The sequence below is a fragment of the Salmonella enterica subsp. arizonae genome, assembly GCF_008692845.1.
GTDB classification, from domain to species: domain Bacteria; phylum Pseudomonadota; class Gammaproteobacteria; order Enterobacterales; family Enterobacteriaceae; genus Salmonella; species Salmonella arizonae.
Map to the genome: position 1 here is coordinate 248,739 of NZ_VXJW01000007.1, position 18,265 is coordinate 267,003.

Below are 18,265 nucleotides of genomic sequence, written 5' to 3' on the forward strand. Positions count from 1 at the left end.
TAGGCCGGATAAGGCGTTTACGCCGCCATCCGGCACATTGCCGTTAGCGTCTTCTGCCCCCCAGTAGACTGCCTAACATTCCTCGAATGATTTGGTGAGTAACCTGACGCGCCGCGCTTTTGGCTACGCTTTGTACCACACCATCGTGTTTGCCGCCGCGCGGCCCGGTACTGCCAAACAGGATATCCTTCAACCCGCCGAGGATACCGCTGTCAACTGTCGCCTCTTTGCCTTTCGCTGCGGGGGCGTTTTGCTTCTCGGTAGTGGCCTGCACGCTTTTTTGCAGCATTTCATACGCCGATTCACGGTCGACGTCGTCTTCATACTTGCCGTACAGTGCGGAGTGGTTGATAAGCCCGTTGCGCTCATCCTCGGTTACTGGCCCCATGCGTGAACAGGGGGCGATAACCATTGCCCGCTCCACCATCGACGGGCTGCCTTTAGCATCGAGAAACGAGATCAGCGCCTCACCGGTGCCCAGTTCCTGAATCGCTTTTTCCGTATCAAACGCCGGATTGGCGCGCATGGTCTGCGCCGCGGTTTTCACCGCTTTCTGATCCTTCGGTGTGAAGGCGCGCAGCGCGTGCTGAACGCGATTGCCCAACTGGCCGAGCACGTTGTCCGGAATGTCCGACGGGTTTTGGGAGACGAACCAGACGCCGACGCCTTTCGAGCGGATCAGACGGATAACCTGTTCAATTTTATCCAGTAGTATCTGTGGAGCGTCATTGAACAGCAGATGCGCTTCGTCGAAGAAAAAAACCAACTTCGGTTTTTCCAGATCGCCCGCTTCCGGCAGTTGTTCATAGAGTTCGGAGAGCATCCACAGCAGGCTGGCGGCGTACAGCTTCGGCATCTGGTAGAGTTTTTCCGCGCTAAGGATGTTGATGATCCCGTTGCCGCTGGCATCGGTGCGCATCCAGTCGTGGATATCCAGCATCGGCTCGCCAAAGAAGTGCCCTGCGCCCTGTTGCTCCAGCGTAAGCAATCCGCGCTGAATTGCTCCGACCGAGGCGCTGCTAATATTGCCGTACTGATTCTGGAAAGATTTGGCGTTATCGCCAATATACTGGGTAATCGCTCGCAGATCTTTGAAATCCAGCAGTAATAATCCCTGGTCGTCGGCGATGCGGAAAATGATATTCAGGACGCCGGATTGTACCTCGTTCAGGTTTAGTAAGCGGGCAAGCAACAACGGGCCGAGATCGGAAACCGTCGCTCGCAGCGGATGACCTTTCTCGCCAAAGATGTCCCATAGCGTGACCGGGCTGGCGTGCGGCTGCCAGTCAGACACGCCGATACTTTTCAGCCGCGCGAGCAGTTTCTCCGACGCCAGCCCTTCTTGCGCCACGCCGGTTAAGTCGCCTTTTACATCCGCCATAAACACCGGTACGCCGATGCCTGACAGCGATTCTGCCATTTTCTGGAGTGTGACGGTTTTCCCAGTGCCGGTAGCGCCGGTGATTAGCCCATGACGATTAGCCATACCCGGTAGCAAAAACAGTTCCGTTTCCGGCGTGCGGGCAATTAACAGAGGTGCGCTCATTGAGATGTTCTCCACGTATTCTGCCTGGAGTATAGGCAATCTGCGGGAAAGTGAATAAGCGCGGTAGGGCAAAAAATTTATAATGTGTTGCCGTGATAAATCTGATAACCCAAATCAATTGTATTATGGTTGAGATCGTTATTTTTAATTTTGTTAAGCAACATCTGCGCTGTGCCCGATCTAAAAGCGGGAGGAATGACGCTGGCGAGGCTCGGTATCATTTGTCTGCCCATCTCCAGACCGTGGAATCCGGCGATGGAGATCTGCTCCGGTACGGCCAGTTGGCGCTCCCGGCACCACAGTAGAGCGCCCATCGCGATATCGTCGTTAGTACAAAAGACGCCATCTACGTCCGGGTGTGCAGCAAGCGCATCACGCATGAGCTGTATCCCCAGATGGATAGAGGAGATAGCGCGCGGATTGATGCGCAACGGCGCCAGTCCCCGGCGCGTCATCGCATCACAATAGCTATGATAACGCTGCTCATCACGAATATCGTCTTTTGAACCCAGATTAAACAGCCAAAAACCGGGATCGTTAACATGTGACGCAATTACGCTTCCCGCGCCTGTCGCCAGCACCACTAATGCAGGATCGGCATGGGTTACGTTAATAATCGGCAGTACCACGCCCGCTGTTGTAACCGCAGCCACGGTCGCGGAACCTAACGCAATACGAAGCACAGCGGCTACTGTCCAGCACATTAATAAAGGAGATGCGATGTGCCGGTCATTAATTGCGAGATATATTGACCCACGCCGCTATCCACCAGCACTTGTTTAAACGCGCCGCCGCCTGGGATGATAAAAAGAATCATCGCGATGGCGCCAATGGACTCGCCGACGATATCCATCACCTGCTCAACCGTGCGCCCATTGCGTCGGCCCAGCGTAAAAATGGCGATGATAATGGCAATAAACAACGCCACTGCTGGATTACCGATAAATTCGAAGAAAACCCGAATAGCATTCGTTTTTGGCAGCGTGATTTCACACACCGCTGCGATGGCCATCAAAATGACCGGGATCACGGCGGCAAAAATACTGTTCCAGAATGGCGGCATCTCTTCTTCACTGAGCAGATGTTGATTACTTTTCCTGCCTGACGCTCCACCATATGGCGCGTGACGGCTTGAGAGACGAGAAAAACCGCAGTTTGATTTACGGCGATGACGTCTCCATTCCTGCTCTGGAAATTCGGTAAACGGATGACGGCGCCGGATCCCGGCGTTATTTATCAGGACGTCAATGGCGCCGATATCTTTTTCGATATGTTCAACCGCAGTCTCAATATCCTGTTTATGAGTGACATTAAAGGGGGCGGCAATAGCCTTTATCCCTTTTTGTTGAAGTTTCATCACGGCTGTTTCGGCGCGTTCCGGGGTAATATCGTTAACGATAATGCACGCGCCATAGCGACCCAGGCCGTTTGCCAGCAAATAACCAATTCCCTGCGCGGCTCCGGTGATAAGGATATTTTTACCTGCCAGTGAAAAAATCGTTCATTATAGTGGTCCTTATTTTACTTTCTCGGAAAACGAGCTGGACTTTTGCCGCCAGGGTTTTGTCTCCGGCAAAGATCAGCGCCCATCTGCCGGGCCAGAGAGCGCGCGGGCGCTGATATCGGCACACGCCACTTCCGCCGCGCCCAGCGTTTTTACCGCGCTGACAATCAGGCAGCCGATAGGGCCAACGCCGGAGATAAATACGCGTTTGCCCTGGAGATCGTCCGCCTCATGAGCCGCATGAATGGCAACCGCCAGCGGCTCGGCAAAGGCCATCACTTTTTCATCGGCTTGCTGGGGGGAAGGGATGTACTGTGCGGTATCGACGGTTTTAAACTGAGTAAAGCCGCCGTCAACATGGGGGAAATACATGGTGTTGCCAAAAAATCGTATTTCGGAGCACTGGTTTTCTTCATGCTGCAGCCAGTATTTGCAATGGCCGCAAGGTTTCGATGGATTAATCGCTACTGGTTGTCCTTCATGTAATAAATCTGAATCGCTATGAACTACTATTATTCCATTCAATATTTTGTTCTGTAACGGCAACAGCACGCTTACCCGCAACAACGCAGGATTGAGTTTTTACTTCCATAAATTCCTCACTGGTCTGGTAGTTACCCTGAACGCATGTAAGCGATTTTATTTGTCACTATTTGTGACTCACATCACGCGGGAAAATTGTTACACTACAATGTTACGCATAACGTGATGTGCCTTAGAATTATTATCTATGGACATTAAAAAAGGTAAAATTGTCGAACATTGAGGCGTAATATCATGTTGTGAAATATGACTCAGAGGTATTTAAATGGCTGGGGAAGCTATATTTTAATGGGCGTTTCAGGAAGTGGTAAGTCTTTAATAGGCTGCAAAATTGCAGCATTATTTTCCGCGAAGTTTATTGACGGCGATGATCTCCATTCGGCAAAAAACATTGATAAAATGTCTCAGGGAATACCGTTAACAGATGAAGACCGCTTACCCTGGCTAGAACGATTAAATGACGCTTCATACAGTCTTTATAAAAAAAATGAGACAGGATTTATTGTCTGCTCGTCATTAAAAAAACAGTACCGCGATATTTTACGTAAGAGCAGCCCTAACGTACATTTCCTGTGGCTGGACGGCGATTACGACACCATACTGGAGCGAATGCATTGTCGTGCCGGGCATTTTATGCCGCCAGACCTGCAGCAAAGTCAGTTTGACGCGTTGGAGCGACCGTGTGCTGATGAACATGATATTGCGCGCATTGATGTTAATCATGACATTGAGAACGTGACGGAGCAGTGCCTACAGGCTGTACAGGCTTTTCGCCTGGCACTCAGCGCTTCCTGATGATTGTCAAAGCGCCGAGTCAAGCGGTCAGAAATCAGCTTTTAGCACCACCCGATAGCGGGCTTTGCCGTCGCGAACGTGCTGGATAGCCTCGTTGATTTGTGACATAGCGAACAATTCCGTGGTTGGCGCGACGTTGCTGCGTCCGGCGAATTTCATCAGCTTGCGAAGTTCATATGGCGTTCCGGTTGCCGAACCTGAGATACTGCGATCGCCAGCAATTAATGTAAACGCCGGTACGGGTAGCGGCTTCAATACGGCTCCAACGGTATGAAAATTGCCGCCATAAGCCAGCGCTTCGAAGTAGGGTTGCCAGTCGAGATCGACGTTGACCGTGTTAATGATGAGATCGAACTGGCCCGCCAGCGCTTTTAACGCTTCCGGATCGCGGCTGTTGACCACTTTATCCGCCCCCATCGCCAGCACTTCCTGCTCTTTCGATCGATTTGAACTGAACGCAGTGACCTCGCAGCCCATCGCATGTAGCAGTTTGATTGCGATGTGTCCGAGCCCGCCAATACCGATTACGCCAACGCGGCTGGTGGCGGTAATATGGTGCATCAATAGCGGCTTAAAGACCGTAATGCCGCCGCATAAAAGCGGGCCTGCGGACGCCATATCAATATCCTCCGGTAATGGGATTACCCACTGCCAGCCAGCGCGAAGCTTCTCGGCAAAACCGCCACGATTGAGAATAGTGGGAACAGAGCCTTCCAGACAGTTAATCTGGTTGCCGCGGATACAGGCATCGCAGTGTCCGCAACTGCGAGCCGTCCAGCCAATTCCGACGTGCTGACCGACTTTGAATCCCTTGTTCTGTGCCGCGCTGCCGAGTGCGGTTACCCGACCGATGACCTCATGTCCGGCTACCAGAGGGTATTGAGAGAACCCCCATTCATTGTCGATCATCGACAGATCGGAATGGCAGATCCCGCAGTAGTCGACCCGTACCTCGACATCTTCCGGTTGGAGTTCCCCCGCGTCATATTCATAGAGTTCGAGCTCGCCGCCCGCCTCTTTCGCGGCATAGCTTTTTATTATCGTCATTGTGTTTCCCTTAACGTAGTGTTGAACTGAAAAGTGTAGAGCATGGAGGCGGGGGCACTTGGCGTTAATTTGCTGGAGAAGGCGGGAAGTAGCATGATAATTCTATTTAATACTCAGTGATGCTGAAATTTTCAGCACTTAGCGAGACAGGTGTATGCTCGTGCTTGCATGACGGCGTATGACAGGTATAATCCACAACGTTTTCCGCATACCTCTTCAGTGCCGAAGTGGCGAAATCGGTAGACGCAGTTGATTCAAAATCAACCGTAGAAATACGTGCCGGTTCGAGTCCGGCCTTCGGCACCAAAAACGATTGTGATAATCGGAAAATCTACAACAATCAATACGTTGTACAATGAAGCTGGACGTTGACGGCAACTACAAAATGGCCGCATCTCCGGCTTTTTTTGTTTATAAAGCCTCGGGCCAGATCTTTTCACTCACTCCCTGTTTTGTCAATCTCTCTCCACGTAACTTCTGAGCATCTCGACATTATGTTCGATATAGCTGAGCGTAACTTTAATATCCCTGTCCCCCAGCAGCTTCTGCGTGACGTATAAATTTTGCTCCGGTTTCTTCATCAGTTCGGTCGCCACGGTATGGCGGTAGCGGTGTGAGGAAAAACGGCTGTGGCAGGCATCGCTGAGTTTGGCAAAGAAATAACTGACCTGATTTTCTGTCATCGGTTTACCCTAGCGTAGCGTCCTCCGACTGAAACGATTGATGTTGAACAACTGATCGTCAGCCCGTATTCCCTTTGTTTTGACTTCTTCAAGCAGATGCTCCAGATAGGGCCGCAGCCGGGAGGCAATGGGAACGATATGTTCATCATGACTTTTGCTGCCTTCGCTCTGAATAAACAACGTGTCATGGACCAGATCGATATCCCTGACCCGCAGGTGAATAAGCTGATTCAGCCGGATAGCGGTGTAGTTGAAGGTTTCGACCACGGTCAGCCAAAACCATGCCGGATATAAAGGCGAACGATAGCCGCGCTGCATTTTCTCCCGTTCGATAAATTGGTTCAGCACTTTTCGGGAAGCGAGGATTTACTCGCGGGTCAGGGTTTTCTTTTTCTTACGGGATTCCCACAGCGATGTTTTCTGGAATGGATTGATGAACTGCTCCAGTAGCCCCTGTTCAATCGCGAAGTTATACAAGGCTCTCATATGGCGCATATAGTGGTTCCAGCTCACCGGCTTGATACCGCGCACATTTAACAGGTAATGACGCCACTCCAGCACCATATGCGGCGTGACTTCGGCGGGCAGGACGTTGCGCCAGTGGGTAAACTGATTTACCGCCGTGCAGTAGCAGCTCTGGGTATCAGGGCGCAGCAGACGGGCAAAAAAATACTCTTCCAGGAGCTGTTCAAAGGTCATGAGTGTCTTCTCCTTCACTGAGCAAGAGATGAGGGTTATTGAAGGGAATGTCATCTCCAAAAAGCGGCGTGGGATCGTCAAGAAGATATCCCTTCAGGCGTGAGCTACGGCGCGGACCGACAACGGCGCAGTGCCAGATGTTGAGGCCGTTTTTTCTTTTTCGGTGAAGGTGCAGATTCTGAAATCCTTTCTGTACTTCCCGCCAGTATTCTTCTGGGACATTCTGACCGCAGGCGCTAAGCCAGAGTTTGAAAATACCGGGCGTAACCAGAAACACCGACCCGGCGACGGTATGGATCCGGGCGTTAGGTTCGTTGACTTCCAGATGTTGAGCCTGAACGTTACGAACCAGCCACTGCCAGAAGGCTTCGCCTGAAAGTGCGGTATCGTTCTGTTCGGGTTGAGGGGATAGTTGTTCTACTACCGCGTCCGTTGCAATCACTGCTTCTGTCTCATTCTGGACTCCCACTATTGGCGCGACGGTTCCAATGAAGGCTGCGGGCCGCTGTTGCGGATCCTCCCAAATTAATGAAGGGGAAAAGCGCAGCAACGTAAGCTCACTGCTCCAGCCGCTGCTGGCTTCAATCCGGCAATGCCAGATGGCTTTGTCCTCACAGGGGATGAGTAACTGGTGTGCTTGCATCTCGTCGAACAGCCGCACGTTATGTTGCGGTACCGCGTCAATTCCCTGGCGCAGCAGCCAACCACGCACGGCATCGGCAGCGTTCTTGCTGACCAGCCACAGCGCCTCTTCCGTCAGCCAGCCGTCAGAACCGCCATTCGGGTTGTTGAGTCGGAACTCATGCGCCAGCAGGTCGCGCAGGGCGGCGATGATTTGCTGAGGCAGCGAGGTTTGTGGGCGATGGATAGCCTTGATCGGATCGCCACCGAGATTAAACGCCACCGACGCCCGGTCGGCTTTCTGCACCAGTTTACCCGCCAGCCCGGCATACTGATACTGGCCGTTCAGGCAGTGCAGCAGAGTGGATAACGCAGCGGCATCGGCGGCGAGCCAGTCGAGGCTTTCCGGTGGGAGTAGCTGGGTGAGTAGAAGAGCTGCCGCAGCCGGATGGCGCAGATAATCACGTTGCGGCAGATAGCGAAACCGATAAGGCTGGGTCAGCGGGCGATGCCATGGAAACCAGCGTTGACCGCTAATATCTTCCACTTCGATGTCGGTGATGAGTTTGCCCAGATCGTGCAACAGCGCGGCGTAGATGATGACCGTTGTCCAGCGTTCGGACTGAGCTGCCTGATCTTCCGGCGCTGCATCAGGCGGAAAAAGATAACTCTGCCGCAACCGTGCGGCATAACAGGCGGCTTCAAGGCTGTGATCGAGCAGACCGCCTGCATGGGCGTGGTGGTGGTTTTCCGAGGCCGGGAACAACTGCGCCAGTTCTGCGAAGCGGTGAAGTGGTGCCAGCCAGAAGCGTTCAAACAGTGAGGCAGGGAGTGCGGTGCTCTGGCGAATAAACTGGATAAGTTGCTGGCGTGATGAAACAGCCAGTAGTATCTGCGCGGATTCAGGATGCAGCCATCCCTCCGTGGCGTTCGGCCTGCCGTCGGATGGTGTGGTTTCTGGTTTTTTGCGCGTCAGCCATATCCGCATAATGGCCCTTTCCCCTTTTTCGGGTAAGCCCGTTACCCCTTCACTCTCTTCCCCTTCACCCTTTGGATTTTGCCTTTTGGTGCCGTCAGATTTGGGGCGAAATTGTTTATTGGGCTGCGCAAATTTATTTTGTGTGTAGTACAGGTGTACCTGATTGGTGGATATCAGTTAGCGGCGGGTCTTTTCAGACTCGGAGAGGATCGCGGATATATGTTCAGGAAAAATAACGTCAGTTGTTTTTTCCAGCTCGTCAGGCGTCCACCAGTGATAGTCATTGATAACGAGCCGTTCATGATCGCTCCAGGCTTCGGTGCTGATCTCTTCATCGTTAATATACACAATAAAAAAGCGTTCCTGAGCCAGAACTGTTTCGCCGCTGGGTAACAGCATCTGAAATGTACGCTCTGCGACAGAGGTGCCGATATCCTGGCGTATAATTCCTGTTTCCTCACGAAGTTCTCTTATCGCTGCTTGTTCAAAGGATTCATCATCTTCGACGCCACCTCCGGGTGTGGCCCAGTAAGATCTGCCAGCCAGTGCGTCAGAATTGTGAGTGAATCGGAAAAGCAGGATCCGGTTTAAAGGATCAATAATCAGTAATCGTGATGAAGGGCGTGTTCTCACTGAAGGTCTCGCTATTGTTATCAATCAAACGGGATTGAGATGTTAGCATTTAGCAGCCAGTAGAATGCCGACAGATAGAATAAACATACTGTCGGCAAGATTTAGTTATGCGCTCAGCGCTAACGGCTGCTGCGCCCGTTCAAGTAGATACTCGCAGGCATTACGCGCTAACCCGCTGGCGCGGAAAATCGCTTTTTTGTCCTGCTGCAACACCTTCAGCCACGATGCGATGTAACTGTCATGCTGTAGCTTCGCCTGAATGCCGACATGGGCGCAGAGAAATGCAGATCCCATTTCGGCGACGAGTTCCTCAAAACTATACGTCGGATCGCCGAAGGTATGGTTTCCGGCAGTGATGCCGTCCCGACTCAGCCGTGAAGCGTGTCCGGTCGCGTGTGTCAGTTCATGCAGCAGCGTGCCGTAATAATCCTCACGCGAAGTGAACTGCTCAGGATGCGGCATGATGATGCAGTCGCGCCCCGGCGAGTAATACGCCCGGTTCTGGCGTCGGTGAATGATCGTCACCGCACTTTGCCGGGCAACCTGCTCAGCGGCGGCGATAGGATCATCGACCATCACGACAGGCTGTGAAAACGCCTCCGGTAGTCCTTCACATTGTTGGATGTTGAACAGCCGGAACTCGCGTACTACAGCGTAAGACGTCACTTTAGGGTTACCGTCAGCATCAAGAACCGTATTTCCGTTGCCGTCCACAACCTCGCGCTGCTGGGGCAGATAGAACACGGCCAGTGTGGATTTTTCGCCTTTACGAACGTTACCGCCCGCATTGCGAATTTGTGTGAAGGTCAGCCAGCGATCGCTTTCATATCCCTGTCGTTCTGCGCTGTTCCAGAGCAGAGGAATATTGATGCCGTGATACAACCGCCCGGATAAGGCATTCATCGGCACCACCGGTTCCCCTTCCCGCCACGGGCGAACCCAGGGGATCACGCTTTTCTCCAGCGCGGCGATAATTTCATCGGTGACTTTCTGGTAAAGATCGTTGCTTCTGTTCATAAGCGTAACCTCATGATTAAGAAGCCGGGTACAGCGCTCCCGGTCGGGAGTCGCCCGGCACGGGGAGTAAAGGATGCTGAGGCAATCAGCAGGTATGAAGGGCAGTAACCAACAGGTGGTTATCTTCAAGCGTTAAGCGCAGCGGCGTCATCAGCGGTACATTGCTGCTGCCGTCAGAGGGCAAACAGTACAGACCGAAATTAATGCTCTTACGGTCCGGGCCTGCGCTTTTGAATGTCAGCATGGTGGCGACAATCAGGTTTTCGAGACGGTCGTCTTCCTGAGAGGGATCGGGTGGAAAACTGACTACCTTTTCCCAGGCCTCAGATGAGACAGACAGCGATAAGGATTTTGCTTCAGGGCAAGATGAAGTAGGCATCGTGTTTCTCCAGTGATGAAAGCAGAGAAACACCGCCCGGCAGGGAGGGATTCCCTGCATGGTGGGGTAGAGGATGTATCAGGCGCTGAGCGCTGTCCGCGAGAATGATACGGAGCGGACGAAAAGGCGAGCCTCACCGGGTAAGGTGGCAACCTGAAGGCTCTGGTTGCGGGTTGAACTTCGTACAGATTAATACGGTATAAATAATAATCAAGAGCTTGGTTTCTATGGGCGAGAGTTTGGACTCGTTATCCTGGAAGCCGGTCTGATGCCCAGGATTTATCCGCTAGAGGGGTTAAACGAGATTTATCCTCTGGAGGGGATAAAGCATATTGGGCAATCGATGATACCTGCGAAGCTCACGGTCTCAGGCTTTGAAGATCTGCTTACGGTGCCAGCCTACGTATTGTTCAGTGGGCCACAGCGATGTGTCATGAGGAAGATGCAACTGCTGACCGTTCCGTTGCCAGAACAGGTTGTCCACCACAGGGCTACGGCTGACGCCGCCGGAGATGCGGATAGTTAGGTTTTCATCCAGCCCGAATGCGCCCATATCAAAAGCATCATGGTGCAGCGAACATAGTGCCAGACCATTGTTCACTACACATGGCCCACCATAGGTTTTCCAGTGGATATGGGCTGCTTCAATACCAACCAGCGCACCATCTAGCCGTAGATCGTAACCGCAGAAAGCGCATCGGGAATGGTAAGCCCGGAGCACGATATCCCTGAAGCGCGGGTCGCGGTTCTTCGAACGGTCGATAAAATCCAAACCCAGTTGGTTGGCGAGAATCCGCTGAATACTCTCGGGGAAGCGATCCATCAGGATCTGCTGGGCCAGTTGGTCGATTACTTCAGGGTGCGCAAGTAAGTGGTGGTAAGCTGCTTCATCAAAGCCGCCCGCTACCTGGTTATCAATCAACTCTTTCTTGGTCGGTTGGGTGTTGCCTTTACGGGGTTTACAGCCTTCCGCGTTAGTGATTTCCCAGAAGCCGTCAGTTCTGAGCCGCCAGAAAGGCATATTGGGATAGTCAGTGCGTCGTTTAGGGCCAAACTCTTTCAGCAGGCGAGTGAGCGGTTCATGGATCTCCAGACCGTAGTTGAACAGGCGTGGGTGGCCTGCTTTGTACTGCGACAACACATACAACAGCAGCAACGGCTTATGCGGCGCGCATACATCACCCTGACGCCACACAGAGACGTTGGAGATGGCCGATTGCAGTGCTTCGAGAGATATCATGGGAATGAACCGGGTAACAGGCTGATGTTATTGCGATCATGCTCGCAAAAGCGGTGAAATTCAATTGCGAGTGATCACATTGGCGAGATGAAAAACTATGAGACAGACAACGAAAAAAATTTTTCTTCCATGATGAATGAAGTTAGCATGGTGCAAAAGGATATATATTAGGCTCTATGAAAAATTTGTGCGGGGATATTTTAAAATATTTTTAACTCCCATAATAAATCTCGAAAATCAGGATTTTCTTTTATTGATTTAATATCTTGATTAATTAATTTCATTATTTCTTTTTCTGACTTTAGATTGTCAAACATTACGTTTTCATAATTGTTATTAAGACATAGTTTCAATATTGAGAGCCGGAGTCTAAAACACTTATCCCATGATTTCCACTCATGGAATCGGGGGAGTGATTTATTTAGTATCGCCCATGCTTTATGGTTGTAATCACTATCTTTCATAAAGTATGAGTGTAATGATATGAAAATTAATACTATTTCCTTTGAACTATTTCTATCATTTTGCGATATTAGCTTACTATAAATATAAGATAAAAGAACAATAGTGTTATTTGTAAGAGGCATATGGTGATTATGTCTGAAAAAATTTAGCCAATGGCTAATTGCTATATTGTTAATAGAAGGTTGCTCATAATCTATCTTGTCAAATATATATGCTATTGTTTCTATATTATTTACTGATAATGATGTGTAAGTTACAAAGTCTTGCTCTATAACTGAAAGTGCAAGGGATTCCCAACTTGATATATCAAATGTAAATCTTGAGGTAAGATAATCTATATATGCAGCAACAAGTTGTTTAGGATATTTTTGATAAAAGAATTCTGCTATATCAAGATCATTAGTGGGCAGTAAATATTTAACTAAGCGTGAAATTATATCAATGTTGTTACGAATGCTCTCAACTGAACATATCTGAATGATATGTCTTGCTGATAAGTGTTTTATCAGAGGGTCGCATATAATGTCAGGATTACGACTCAATAAATGAAGTGCTGCGCCTTCATTTTTATGTAATAGATAAATGATATCCTTAGCATCTAATTTTTTAGCGGATATGTCAAAAATTAATTTCTCATAAATATTGTTCACACTGCATAACAAAAGGATCGATAATAGAATCGATGAATCAACATTAGCAACTACAAGACTATTTTTTATTTTTTCCAAATATTTTTCTGAAATTATTGGTAGCAGATCGATTTTGTTATTGTTTTTAATGTAAAATGTAACCAGTTCGAATAATTGATTCGGGTTTTCTTTATGAATTAATGATTTTAAAATATAATCATTTATTAAAGGTATTGATTCATTTGGTGTACTAAAATTATCTGTTATTAAATGTAATATATTGTATATGGAACCATTTTTAGAAAAATAATCTTTAGTACAAGTATTATAAATATCTATCAGGTATTTTAGTTTTCTCCTTCCTCCGTTTATATATTTTCCGTAATTCCAAAGATAATTTCTTAATTCAGATGGCTGTTCTTTCATCATGTCTTGTGAAAGGGTTGAAATCCATTTGGACTTATTTTTTTGGCTGTTTAATTTCCCCTCATTAAGTTGCCCCTCAGTTAAGTGGAAAATTATGTCATTTTTGTCGGTAATTTTTAAAGTCTGTCGGTCTACAACTCCAGTGAATGTGAATGAAAATGAACGACGTAATTTAGGCCACTGATGAGACCAAAAAGCAAATATTTCATTCTCAATATTAGCTAGTGTTGGAGTATCAATTATATTATTTCGAGTGTTTTTATCATATACGCATTCAATTATATCAGAGACTTTACCCTGAGATATTTTATAATTATCTTGAATATCATGATAAAATGGAGTGATTTTTTCACTATATTTCGATAGGTTACCTGCAGGTTTGTTAAAATATTTATTGAGTGTGGCTAAGTTATTAATACTGGAAAATAATTCAAAAGGTATAAACAAAACATGACTCCAAACACAACCTGGCCTTTTCATTTCGTATGCAGGCCAAGTCCGTATTAGTGCATATTTTTTTATTGTAGGAATTGGTAATCCAGAAATATAACCATCATTATCTAGGTTCATAATTCCAGGGGCCATGTCAGATATTGGTAATAGAAGTGAAATAATTTTTTCGGGAATGTTAAATGAACATGATAATAACCTATGTCCATCACTGTAACCAAAAATACATTGATCTATTAATAGCTCTTTATTTTCTGCTGAATTAATCATTAGACCCTAACCATACTAAAGGAGCAGTAATATCATGATGGGAGACATTATCACAAGCACATATTATTCTTTCGCTGGCAAAGGGTAAGTCGAGGATGTTTTCTCGTTCTTCTTGTAATGAGAGATCGCAGCCTTGTGCCGAAATGCCATAATATTTTGGGTAGTAAAGAGAAGGATTAGTGAAAAGATGTTGATATAGCATTGGCATTTCATTTTGTAACCAATACTCTGGTTGTATCTCACGTGGTTGAACTATGTCCCAAGCAGATATGATTATAGCAATTTTTCTTCTATTATTATTGAATGGACGAGACGTTAGTATTTGTAAAAGTTCAATGATTTTAACTTGCAAAGGGATATTTCTGTGCGTCCATGTAGATATTTTGGATTCTTTATTTTGTAATGTATCTCTTAACTCATCAGATACATCATGAAATGAAACATCGTCACATATCTTATTTGCGTTAATGAAAAGAAGAATTCCATCTGAACTTTTATAACTCTCAATATAATCATCCGTAATTAATCTTGTCTTTATTTGCTCTTCAAACATTTCGCCAGATAAATCAGCTAATTTTATTCTTATCTCTTCCCCTGTTACAGAGTTCTCAAGATTTAAAACTACCTCTTTACCGGATGTAATAGTTGTTCTTACAACTTCTTTGCCTTGGCTCCAACACTCTACAATATTATTTAAATGAGTGTGATCGAGGTTAAATTTACCTAATTTTAATGTACATGGTATTTCATTCGATTCAATAAAATGCCATAAAGCTGCAAGAAATGTTGTTTTACCGGATGCTGGAAATCCTAAAACAGATATATTAATATCGTTCATCACACCCCCTCAATTTGTAGTTTATATATAAAATTATCTATTTCCCTTGATGTCTGTATTGAGTTATCGAGAATAGTATTATACTTTGTGTATATGTTATCTTCAGGCCATTCTGTAATTAGCTTATCTAAACCATAAGCCAACGGCATTTGGCCTGAAGGATCTCTTGATGATATATAATAAAATTCTAGAGTTATGTTCTTTGCAGTAAACTCAGTACTAAGTCTTTCTTTATATTTAGATAGGTAATCGAGAATATCATCCTTGTTAGGATGGGTATTAATTATATCAAATTTAGTTATCAATATCTTAATGTTATTAGATGTATTAACAGGGATGTTGTCAGATATTAGTCTGATATTCTGTCGTACTACATTGGACGCAGATGTTCTATTTTCTTTGTTGGTTATTTTTTCGCCATCCATAAGTATAAATATTTTATCTGCTATATATAATTCGTGGAGATCGCTGGCAAGAGAAGGCAAATTTCTAGATTGCTTATATTTTTCGCCAGCTCTGTCTGATAGAAGTATATCTATACTGTTTGACAAATCATTTCTATGTTTTAAAACAAGATGGAAATATCTTAACCCATCTGATATAGATGTTCTAGGCGTTGATGGTGTGTTTTGTCCTGAAGATAATCTAGAGTAAAAAGATCTTTTGTCAAAGCCAAGTAATGTTTTACTAGAAGAAAATAGAAAATCGCCCAATGTTCCTCGTTGGAATAATTCATATAAAGCTTGTATGAATGTTGACTTCCCACTTCCACTATCACCCATTAACGCAATTATTTTTGCAGGTCGTTCTCTTAAAATATCGCTTGCTTCAGTTTCTGTTAACGGGTCTCCACTATAAACTTTTATATTAATATCAATACTTGTGTTAGCTATTCCATCATGTGTATTAGACTCATCAGAACCTTCTTCTCGGTCATCGTCATAATCTATGTCAATATCTATATTTGTATTATTTTCATTATTATAATTTGGACATGCTTCTTTTGATGGATGATTTTCGGCACAACTACCAGTAGTACTTATCTGGCAATCAGGATTAAAGCAATTTGAGTCGCTCATTTATTTATCCATTATTTGAAACATTTTAGCAAAAGGCTTTCTCTATATAATTGGGTCGACAAGTCAATAGGCGATAACTCAATGTCATCAGATAAACCTGTTGCTGTTCTGAATGCTTTACACCATGCAAGTTCATTACCGATCTCGTAGTATTTTTTTAATGCTGTGTATACAGGGAACATGAAATTGTACTGTTCAATCACCGGATCTATAGCAAATCTTTCAAATAATAAGGTTGGTATATTTTCAATATACTCATTAAATTTGAATTTTGCTTTTCTTGATTTTTTTGAAACATTCAAAACTTTATATAATAATTGTGAGGAAGATGCAGGTCCAAGAGATGATATTGTTAGTTCAGATAACTCTAGCGCAGTTGTTATTGCCGCTATAGGTTTTTCTACAGAACTATAATGTTCATTCATTAAGTTTGAATACTCGCCAACTAACCACCACAAAATATTAGATTCTTCTTGTAAAAATTCTATTTTTTGATTCATCCTTACTATATTTGAGTGAAAATTTTTGCTCAACTCAGTAATAAATGAATCTTTTTCGCTGCTAATGCTTACTAAAATATTAGGAATGTTTTCCGCATCAGTAAGATCATCTTCGCTAAGTTTCTCTGAAACACTATTTTCAATAGGATATTTATTGGGTTCACATATAGTTAAGTCTTGAGCTTTATTCTTATATATATGATTTAATAGTGTACTCTTCGATATCTCTATAAGTTCAGGGAATAATAGTGGGCTTCGTGTGCCAGCAAATGAGCTTGTTAGTACGGATAATGCAATATCGCTATCCGTTTGCATAATGTTATTAATTAAATAAGTTGATAGAATAGCTAACTCACGGGTGCTGTCAACCATAGAAAATGAGGAGTCGTATTCTGTGAATGCTTCTTTGAACCATATATACTCGTTGTCATTGTCGATATTATAGTATAATTGAATAAGATCAAATAATTCGGCCCCAGTATTATTATCGATTATATGTTTAATTGCTGATAATTTTACCTCAATCTCCTTAGGTGTAATGCTAATTTTAGACAATTTATATAAATCTGGAAGCGAGTAGTTCAATTTATTCACCATTCTCTAATTTAAATTTAGAAACTAAAACGTTAAATTCATTTAATAAGTTATTACTTGCAACCCTATTAATAATAAGATTTGCTCGTTCTAAATCAGATATATGATTGTCATTCTCTTCAACGAGTGATAGAAGTCCTGCAATTCTGTGTCTTTGAGATGTTGGTAACTCAAAAAAATCCTTGATAGCGTAATTTGTTTCTTGCTTCTCATTGTCACACGTATCTAGTATAGTCTCGGTAATTAAGTTTCTTTGGTGCGGCGATGAAGTAGCTACAGTGCTGTAGGGGGCTATCCAGGTAAGGTTTTCTTGACAAGGTAGATCAAAGGAATGTTTAAAAGTATCGTTTCCTTGTCGATCCTGTTTTGCTCTAAATCGCCCTGGATTTTTTTGCCATTCTCTAATGTGGAATTGTGCAAATAACTTTTCCCCATTCTCATCACTAGAAACATCTAATTCAATGAGATTATATCCTGGTTCATAATCTCCTTCCTGTTTATCGGGCATTACAGCACTCGCACTAATTTCAACATAATCAGTACCCAAGAAAATCCTGTTAGTATGTTCATGTCCAAAAATGTGAATGATAGCTGTATCATTTAAATGACGTCTTAGATTTTCACTATTTTTAATCCAACTATATGGATGATGACATACTACAATATTTATCGCGCTTGAGTTGGATATTATTTGATTATATGATGGATCAACAAAAATTTCGTTTTTCTTGTCATGTTTACTAGAAATAAATGCTGAATTTAGCCCCCAAAGTGTCACTGTTCTATTATCGCTTAATACCACATCCCTTTTTGTTGTGGTATTGTTAGGTGGGACTAATTTACATGAGAAATCACCGGCAAAGTTATTATATGCACTTAGGCCTGAATATAAAACGGTAGCACAATTTTGATCTTCTAAAAGTCCTTTTATCTTTATGTCTATCTCAGAAAGAGGTGTGTTTTTAATATCTTTATGGAGAGCCTGAACAATTGGACTGCTAGTTATATCTCTATTGACATCGTGATTCCCTGGGATTATGAACAATAATGATAAAGGGACACCACAGGCTGAACATAGTTGGTTTAACCAACTTTTTGCAAAATCATATTCCGCAGGATCTGCTGCATATGCAATATCGCCAGATATTATTATTACGTCCGGTTTTTTCCCAAGCTTTCGACACATTGCTGAGGCATCTGATACTAGTTGCTGTCTCAGTTGCTGGTTGACATCCATTGGACTGTTGTAGTCCGACTTTTTGAAGTGTATATCAGATAAGTGCAGTAAAAGCATACTTCCTCTCTGCCATGAAAATTTCCCACGCTAC

Annotated in this window: 13 protein-coding genes, 1 tRNA gene and 5 pseudogenes; 2 read left to right on the forward strand and 17 right to left on the reverse strand. The window is 45.1% G+C overall.

The features are described from left to right. Nucleotides 1–43: 43 nt before the first annotated feature. The 5 genes and pseudogenes from F4V61_RS15235 to F4V61_RS15255 form a co-directional block, all read right to left on the reverse strand. On the reverse strand, nt 44–1,546 hold the full coding sequence (locus F4V61_RS15235) for a helicase HerA-like C-terminal domain-containing protein (protein WP_038397056.1): 1,503 nt from the start codon (nt 1,544–1,546) through the stop codon (nt 44–46). 77 nt (nt 1,547–1,623) lie between these two features. Then, nucleotides 1,624–2,058, reverse strand: a pseudogene (locus F4V61_RS15240) (substrate-binding domain-containing protein); the annotation flags it as partial. A 3-nt stretch (nt 2,059–2,061) separates the two neighbouring features. Continuing rightward, nucleotides 2,062–2,636 (reverse strand): annotated as a pseudogene (locus F4V61_RS15245) (TRAP transporter large permease subunit); the annotation flags it as partial. A gap of 84 nt (nt 2,637–2,720) precedes the next feature. Next, a pseudogene (locus F4V61_RS22455) lies at nt 2,721–2,984 on the reverse strand (SDR family NAD(P)-dependent oxidoreductase); the annotation flags it as partial. Between the two features lie 140 nt (nt 2,985–3,124). Further along, a pseudogene (locus tag F4V61_RS15255) lies at nt 3,125–3,642 on the reverse strand (alcohol dehydrogenase catalytic domain-containing protein); the annotation flags it as partial. A 197-nt stretch (nt 3,643–3,839) separates the two neighbouring features. Between F4V61_RS15255 and idnK the strand changes: the two are divergent. Beyond that, nucleotides 3,840–4,388, forward strand: coding sequence for a gluconokinase (gene idnK, locus F4V61_RS15260; protein WP_012210613.1), 549 nt, complete (start codon nt 3,840–3,842; stop codon nt 4,386–4,388). Nucleotides 4,389–4,415: 27 nt separating this feature from the next. Here the strand turns inward: idnK and ahr are convergent, their stop codons facing one another. Continuing rightward, nucleotides 4,416–5,435 carry an NADPH-dependent aldehyde reductase Ahr gene (gene ahr, locus F4V61_RS15265; protein ID WP_000152570.1) on the reverse strand — a complete coding sequence of 340 codons (1,020 nt, stop codon included), beginning with the start codon at nt 5,433–5,435 and terminating at the stop codon, nt 4,416–4,418. Between the two features lie 221 nt (nt 5,436–5,656). Between ahr and F4V61_RS15270 the strand changes: the two genes are divergently transcribed. Then, a tRNA-Leu gene (locus F4V61_RS15270) sits at nt 5,657–5,741 on the forward strand. Nucleotides 5,742–5,890: 149 nt separating this feature from the next. Here the strand turns inward: F4V61_RS15270 and F4V61_RS22680 are convergent. The 11 genes and pseudogenes from F4V61_RS22680 to F4V61_RS15325 all read right to left on the reverse strand — a co-directional run bounded on the left by F4V61_RS22680 (nt 5,891) and on the right by F4V61_RS15325 (nt 18,231). After that, a pseudogene (locus tag F4V61_RS22680) lies at nt 5,891–6,817 on the reverse strand (tyrosine-type recombinase/integrase). Next, on the reverse strand, nt 6,807–8,426 hold the full coding sequence (mobH, locus tag F4V61_RS15280; RefSeq protein WP_058819806.1) for a MobH family relaxase: 1,620 nt from the start codon (nt 8,424–8,426) through the stop codon (nt 6,807–6,809). The pseudogene F4V61_RS22680 and the gene mobH overlap by 11 nt, the downstream one beginning before the upstream one ends. 168 nt (nt 8,427–8,594) lie before the next feature. Next, complete coding sequence (locus tag F4V61_RS15285) at nt 8,595–9,050, reverse strand: NUDIX hydrolase (protein WP_079828019.1); 456 nt, start codon at nt 9,048–9,050, stop codon at nt 8,595–8,597. Nucleotides 9,051–9,155: 105 nt separating this feature from the next. Continuing rightward, nucleotides 9,156–10,067 (reverse strand): ArdC family protein, encoded by a 912-nt coding sequence (locus tag F4V61_RS15290; RefSeq protein ID WP_058819804.1) that lies wholly within the window; start codon nt 10,065–10,067, stop codon nt 9,156–9,158. Nucleotides 10,068–10,152: 85 nt separating this feature from the next. Then, nucleotides 10,153–10,446 (reverse strand): hypothetical protein, encoded by a 294-nt coding sequence (locus F4V61_RS15295; RefSeq protein WP_023247628.1) that lies wholly within the window; start codon nt 10,444–10,446, stop codon nt 10,153–10,155. A 367-nt stretch (nt 10,447–10,813) separates the two neighbouring features. Then, the gene (locus F4V61_RS15300) at nt 10,814–11,686 is read right to left on the reverse strand and encodes a phosphorothioated DNA-binding restriction endonuclease (protein WP_058819803.1); all 873 of its coding nucleotides are present in this window, start codon (nt 11,684–11,686) and stop codon (nt 10,814–10,816) included. A gap of 200 nt (nt 11,687–11,886) precedes the next feature. Then, nucleotides 11,887–13,926, reverse strand: coding sequence for a hypothetical protein (locus tag F4V61_RS15305; RefSeq protein ID WP_141029334.1), 2,040 nt, complete (start codon nt 13,924–13,926; stop codon nt 11,887–11,889). Then, nucleotides 13,919–14,764 (reverse strand): TRAFAC clade GTPase domain-containing protein, encoded by an 846-nt coding sequence (locus tag F4V61_RS15310; RefSeq protein ID WP_058819801.1) that lies wholly within the window; start codon nt 14,762–14,764, stop codon nt 13,919–13,921. Before F4V61_RS15310 ends, F4V61_RS15305 begins: the two co-directional genes overlap by 8 nt. Next, nucleotides 14,764–15,843, reverse strand: a complete 1,080-nt coding sequence (locus tag F4V61_RS15315; RefSeq protein WP_058819800.1) for a TRAFAC clade GTPase domain-containing protein — start codon at nt 15,841–15,843, stop codon at nt 14,764–14,766. The genes F4V61_RS15310 and F4V61_RS15315 overlap by 1 nt, the downstream gene beginning before the upstream one ends. Before the next feature lie 11 nt (nt 15,844–15,854). Next, a complete protein-coding gene (locus tag F4V61_RS15320) occupies nt 15,855–16,928 on the reverse strand; it encodes a GTPase-associated system all-helical protein GASH (protein WP_141029333.1) in 1,074 nt (357 codons plus the stop codon). 1 nt (nt 16,929) lies between these two features. After that, nucleotides 16,930–18,231 (reverse strand): metallophosphoesterase, encoded by a 1,302-nt coding sequence (locus F4V61_RS15325; protein ID WP_058819798.1) that lies wholly within the window; start codon nt 18,229–18,231, stop codon nt 16,930–16,932. Nucleotides 18,232–18,265: the final 34 nt, after the last annotated feature.

What these genes read in the sequence shown, in the direction of transcription:
- F4V61_RS15235 (WP_038397056.1), bottom strand. Translation starts at nt 1,546, where the DNA reads ATGAGCGCACCTCTGTTAATTGCCCGCACGCCGGAAACGGAACTGTTT.
- idnK (WP_012210613.1), top strand. Translation starts at nt 3,840, where the DNA reads ATGACTCAGAGGTATTTAAATGGCTGGGGAAGCTATATTTTAATGGGC.
- ahr (WP_000152570.1), bottom strand. Translation starts at nt 5,435, where the DNA reads ATGACGATAATAAAAAGCTATGCCGCGAAAGAGGCGGGCGGCGAGCTC.
- mobH (WP_058819806.1), bottom strand. Translation starts at nt 8,426, where the DNA reads ATGCGGATATGGCTGACGCGCAAAAAACCAGAAACCACACCATCCGAC.
- F4V61_RS15290 (WP_058819804.1), bottom strand. Translation starts at nt 10,067, where the DNA reads ATGAACAGAAGCAACGATCTTTACCAGAAAGTCACCGATGAAATTATC.
- F4V61_RS15295 (WP_023247628.1), bottom strand. Translation starts at nt 10,446, where the DNA reads ATGCCTACTTCATCTTGCCCTGAAGCAAAATCCTTATCGCTGTCTGTC.
- F4V61_RS15300 (WP_058819803.1), bottom strand. Translation starts at nt 11,686, where the DNA reads ATGATATCTCTCGAAGCACTGCAATCGGCCATCTCCAACGTCTCTGTG.
- F4V61_RS15305 (WP_141029334.1), bottom strand. Translation starts at nt 13,926, where the DNA reads ATGATTAATTCAGCAGAAAATAAAGAGCTATTAATAGATCAATGTATT.
- F4V61_RS15310 (WP_058819801.1), bottom strand. Translation starts at nt 14,764, where the DNA reads ATGAACGATATTAATATATCTGTTTTAGGATTTCCAGCATCCGGTAAA.
- F4V61_RS15315 (WP_058819800.1), bottom strand. Translation starts at nt 15,843, where the DNA reads ATGAGCGACTCAAATTGCTTTAATCCTGATTGCCAGATAAGTACTACT.
- F4V61_RS15325 (WP_058819798.1), bottom strand. Translation starts at nt 18,231, where the DNA reads ATGCTTTTACTGCACTTATCTGATATACACTTCAAAAAGTCGGACTAC.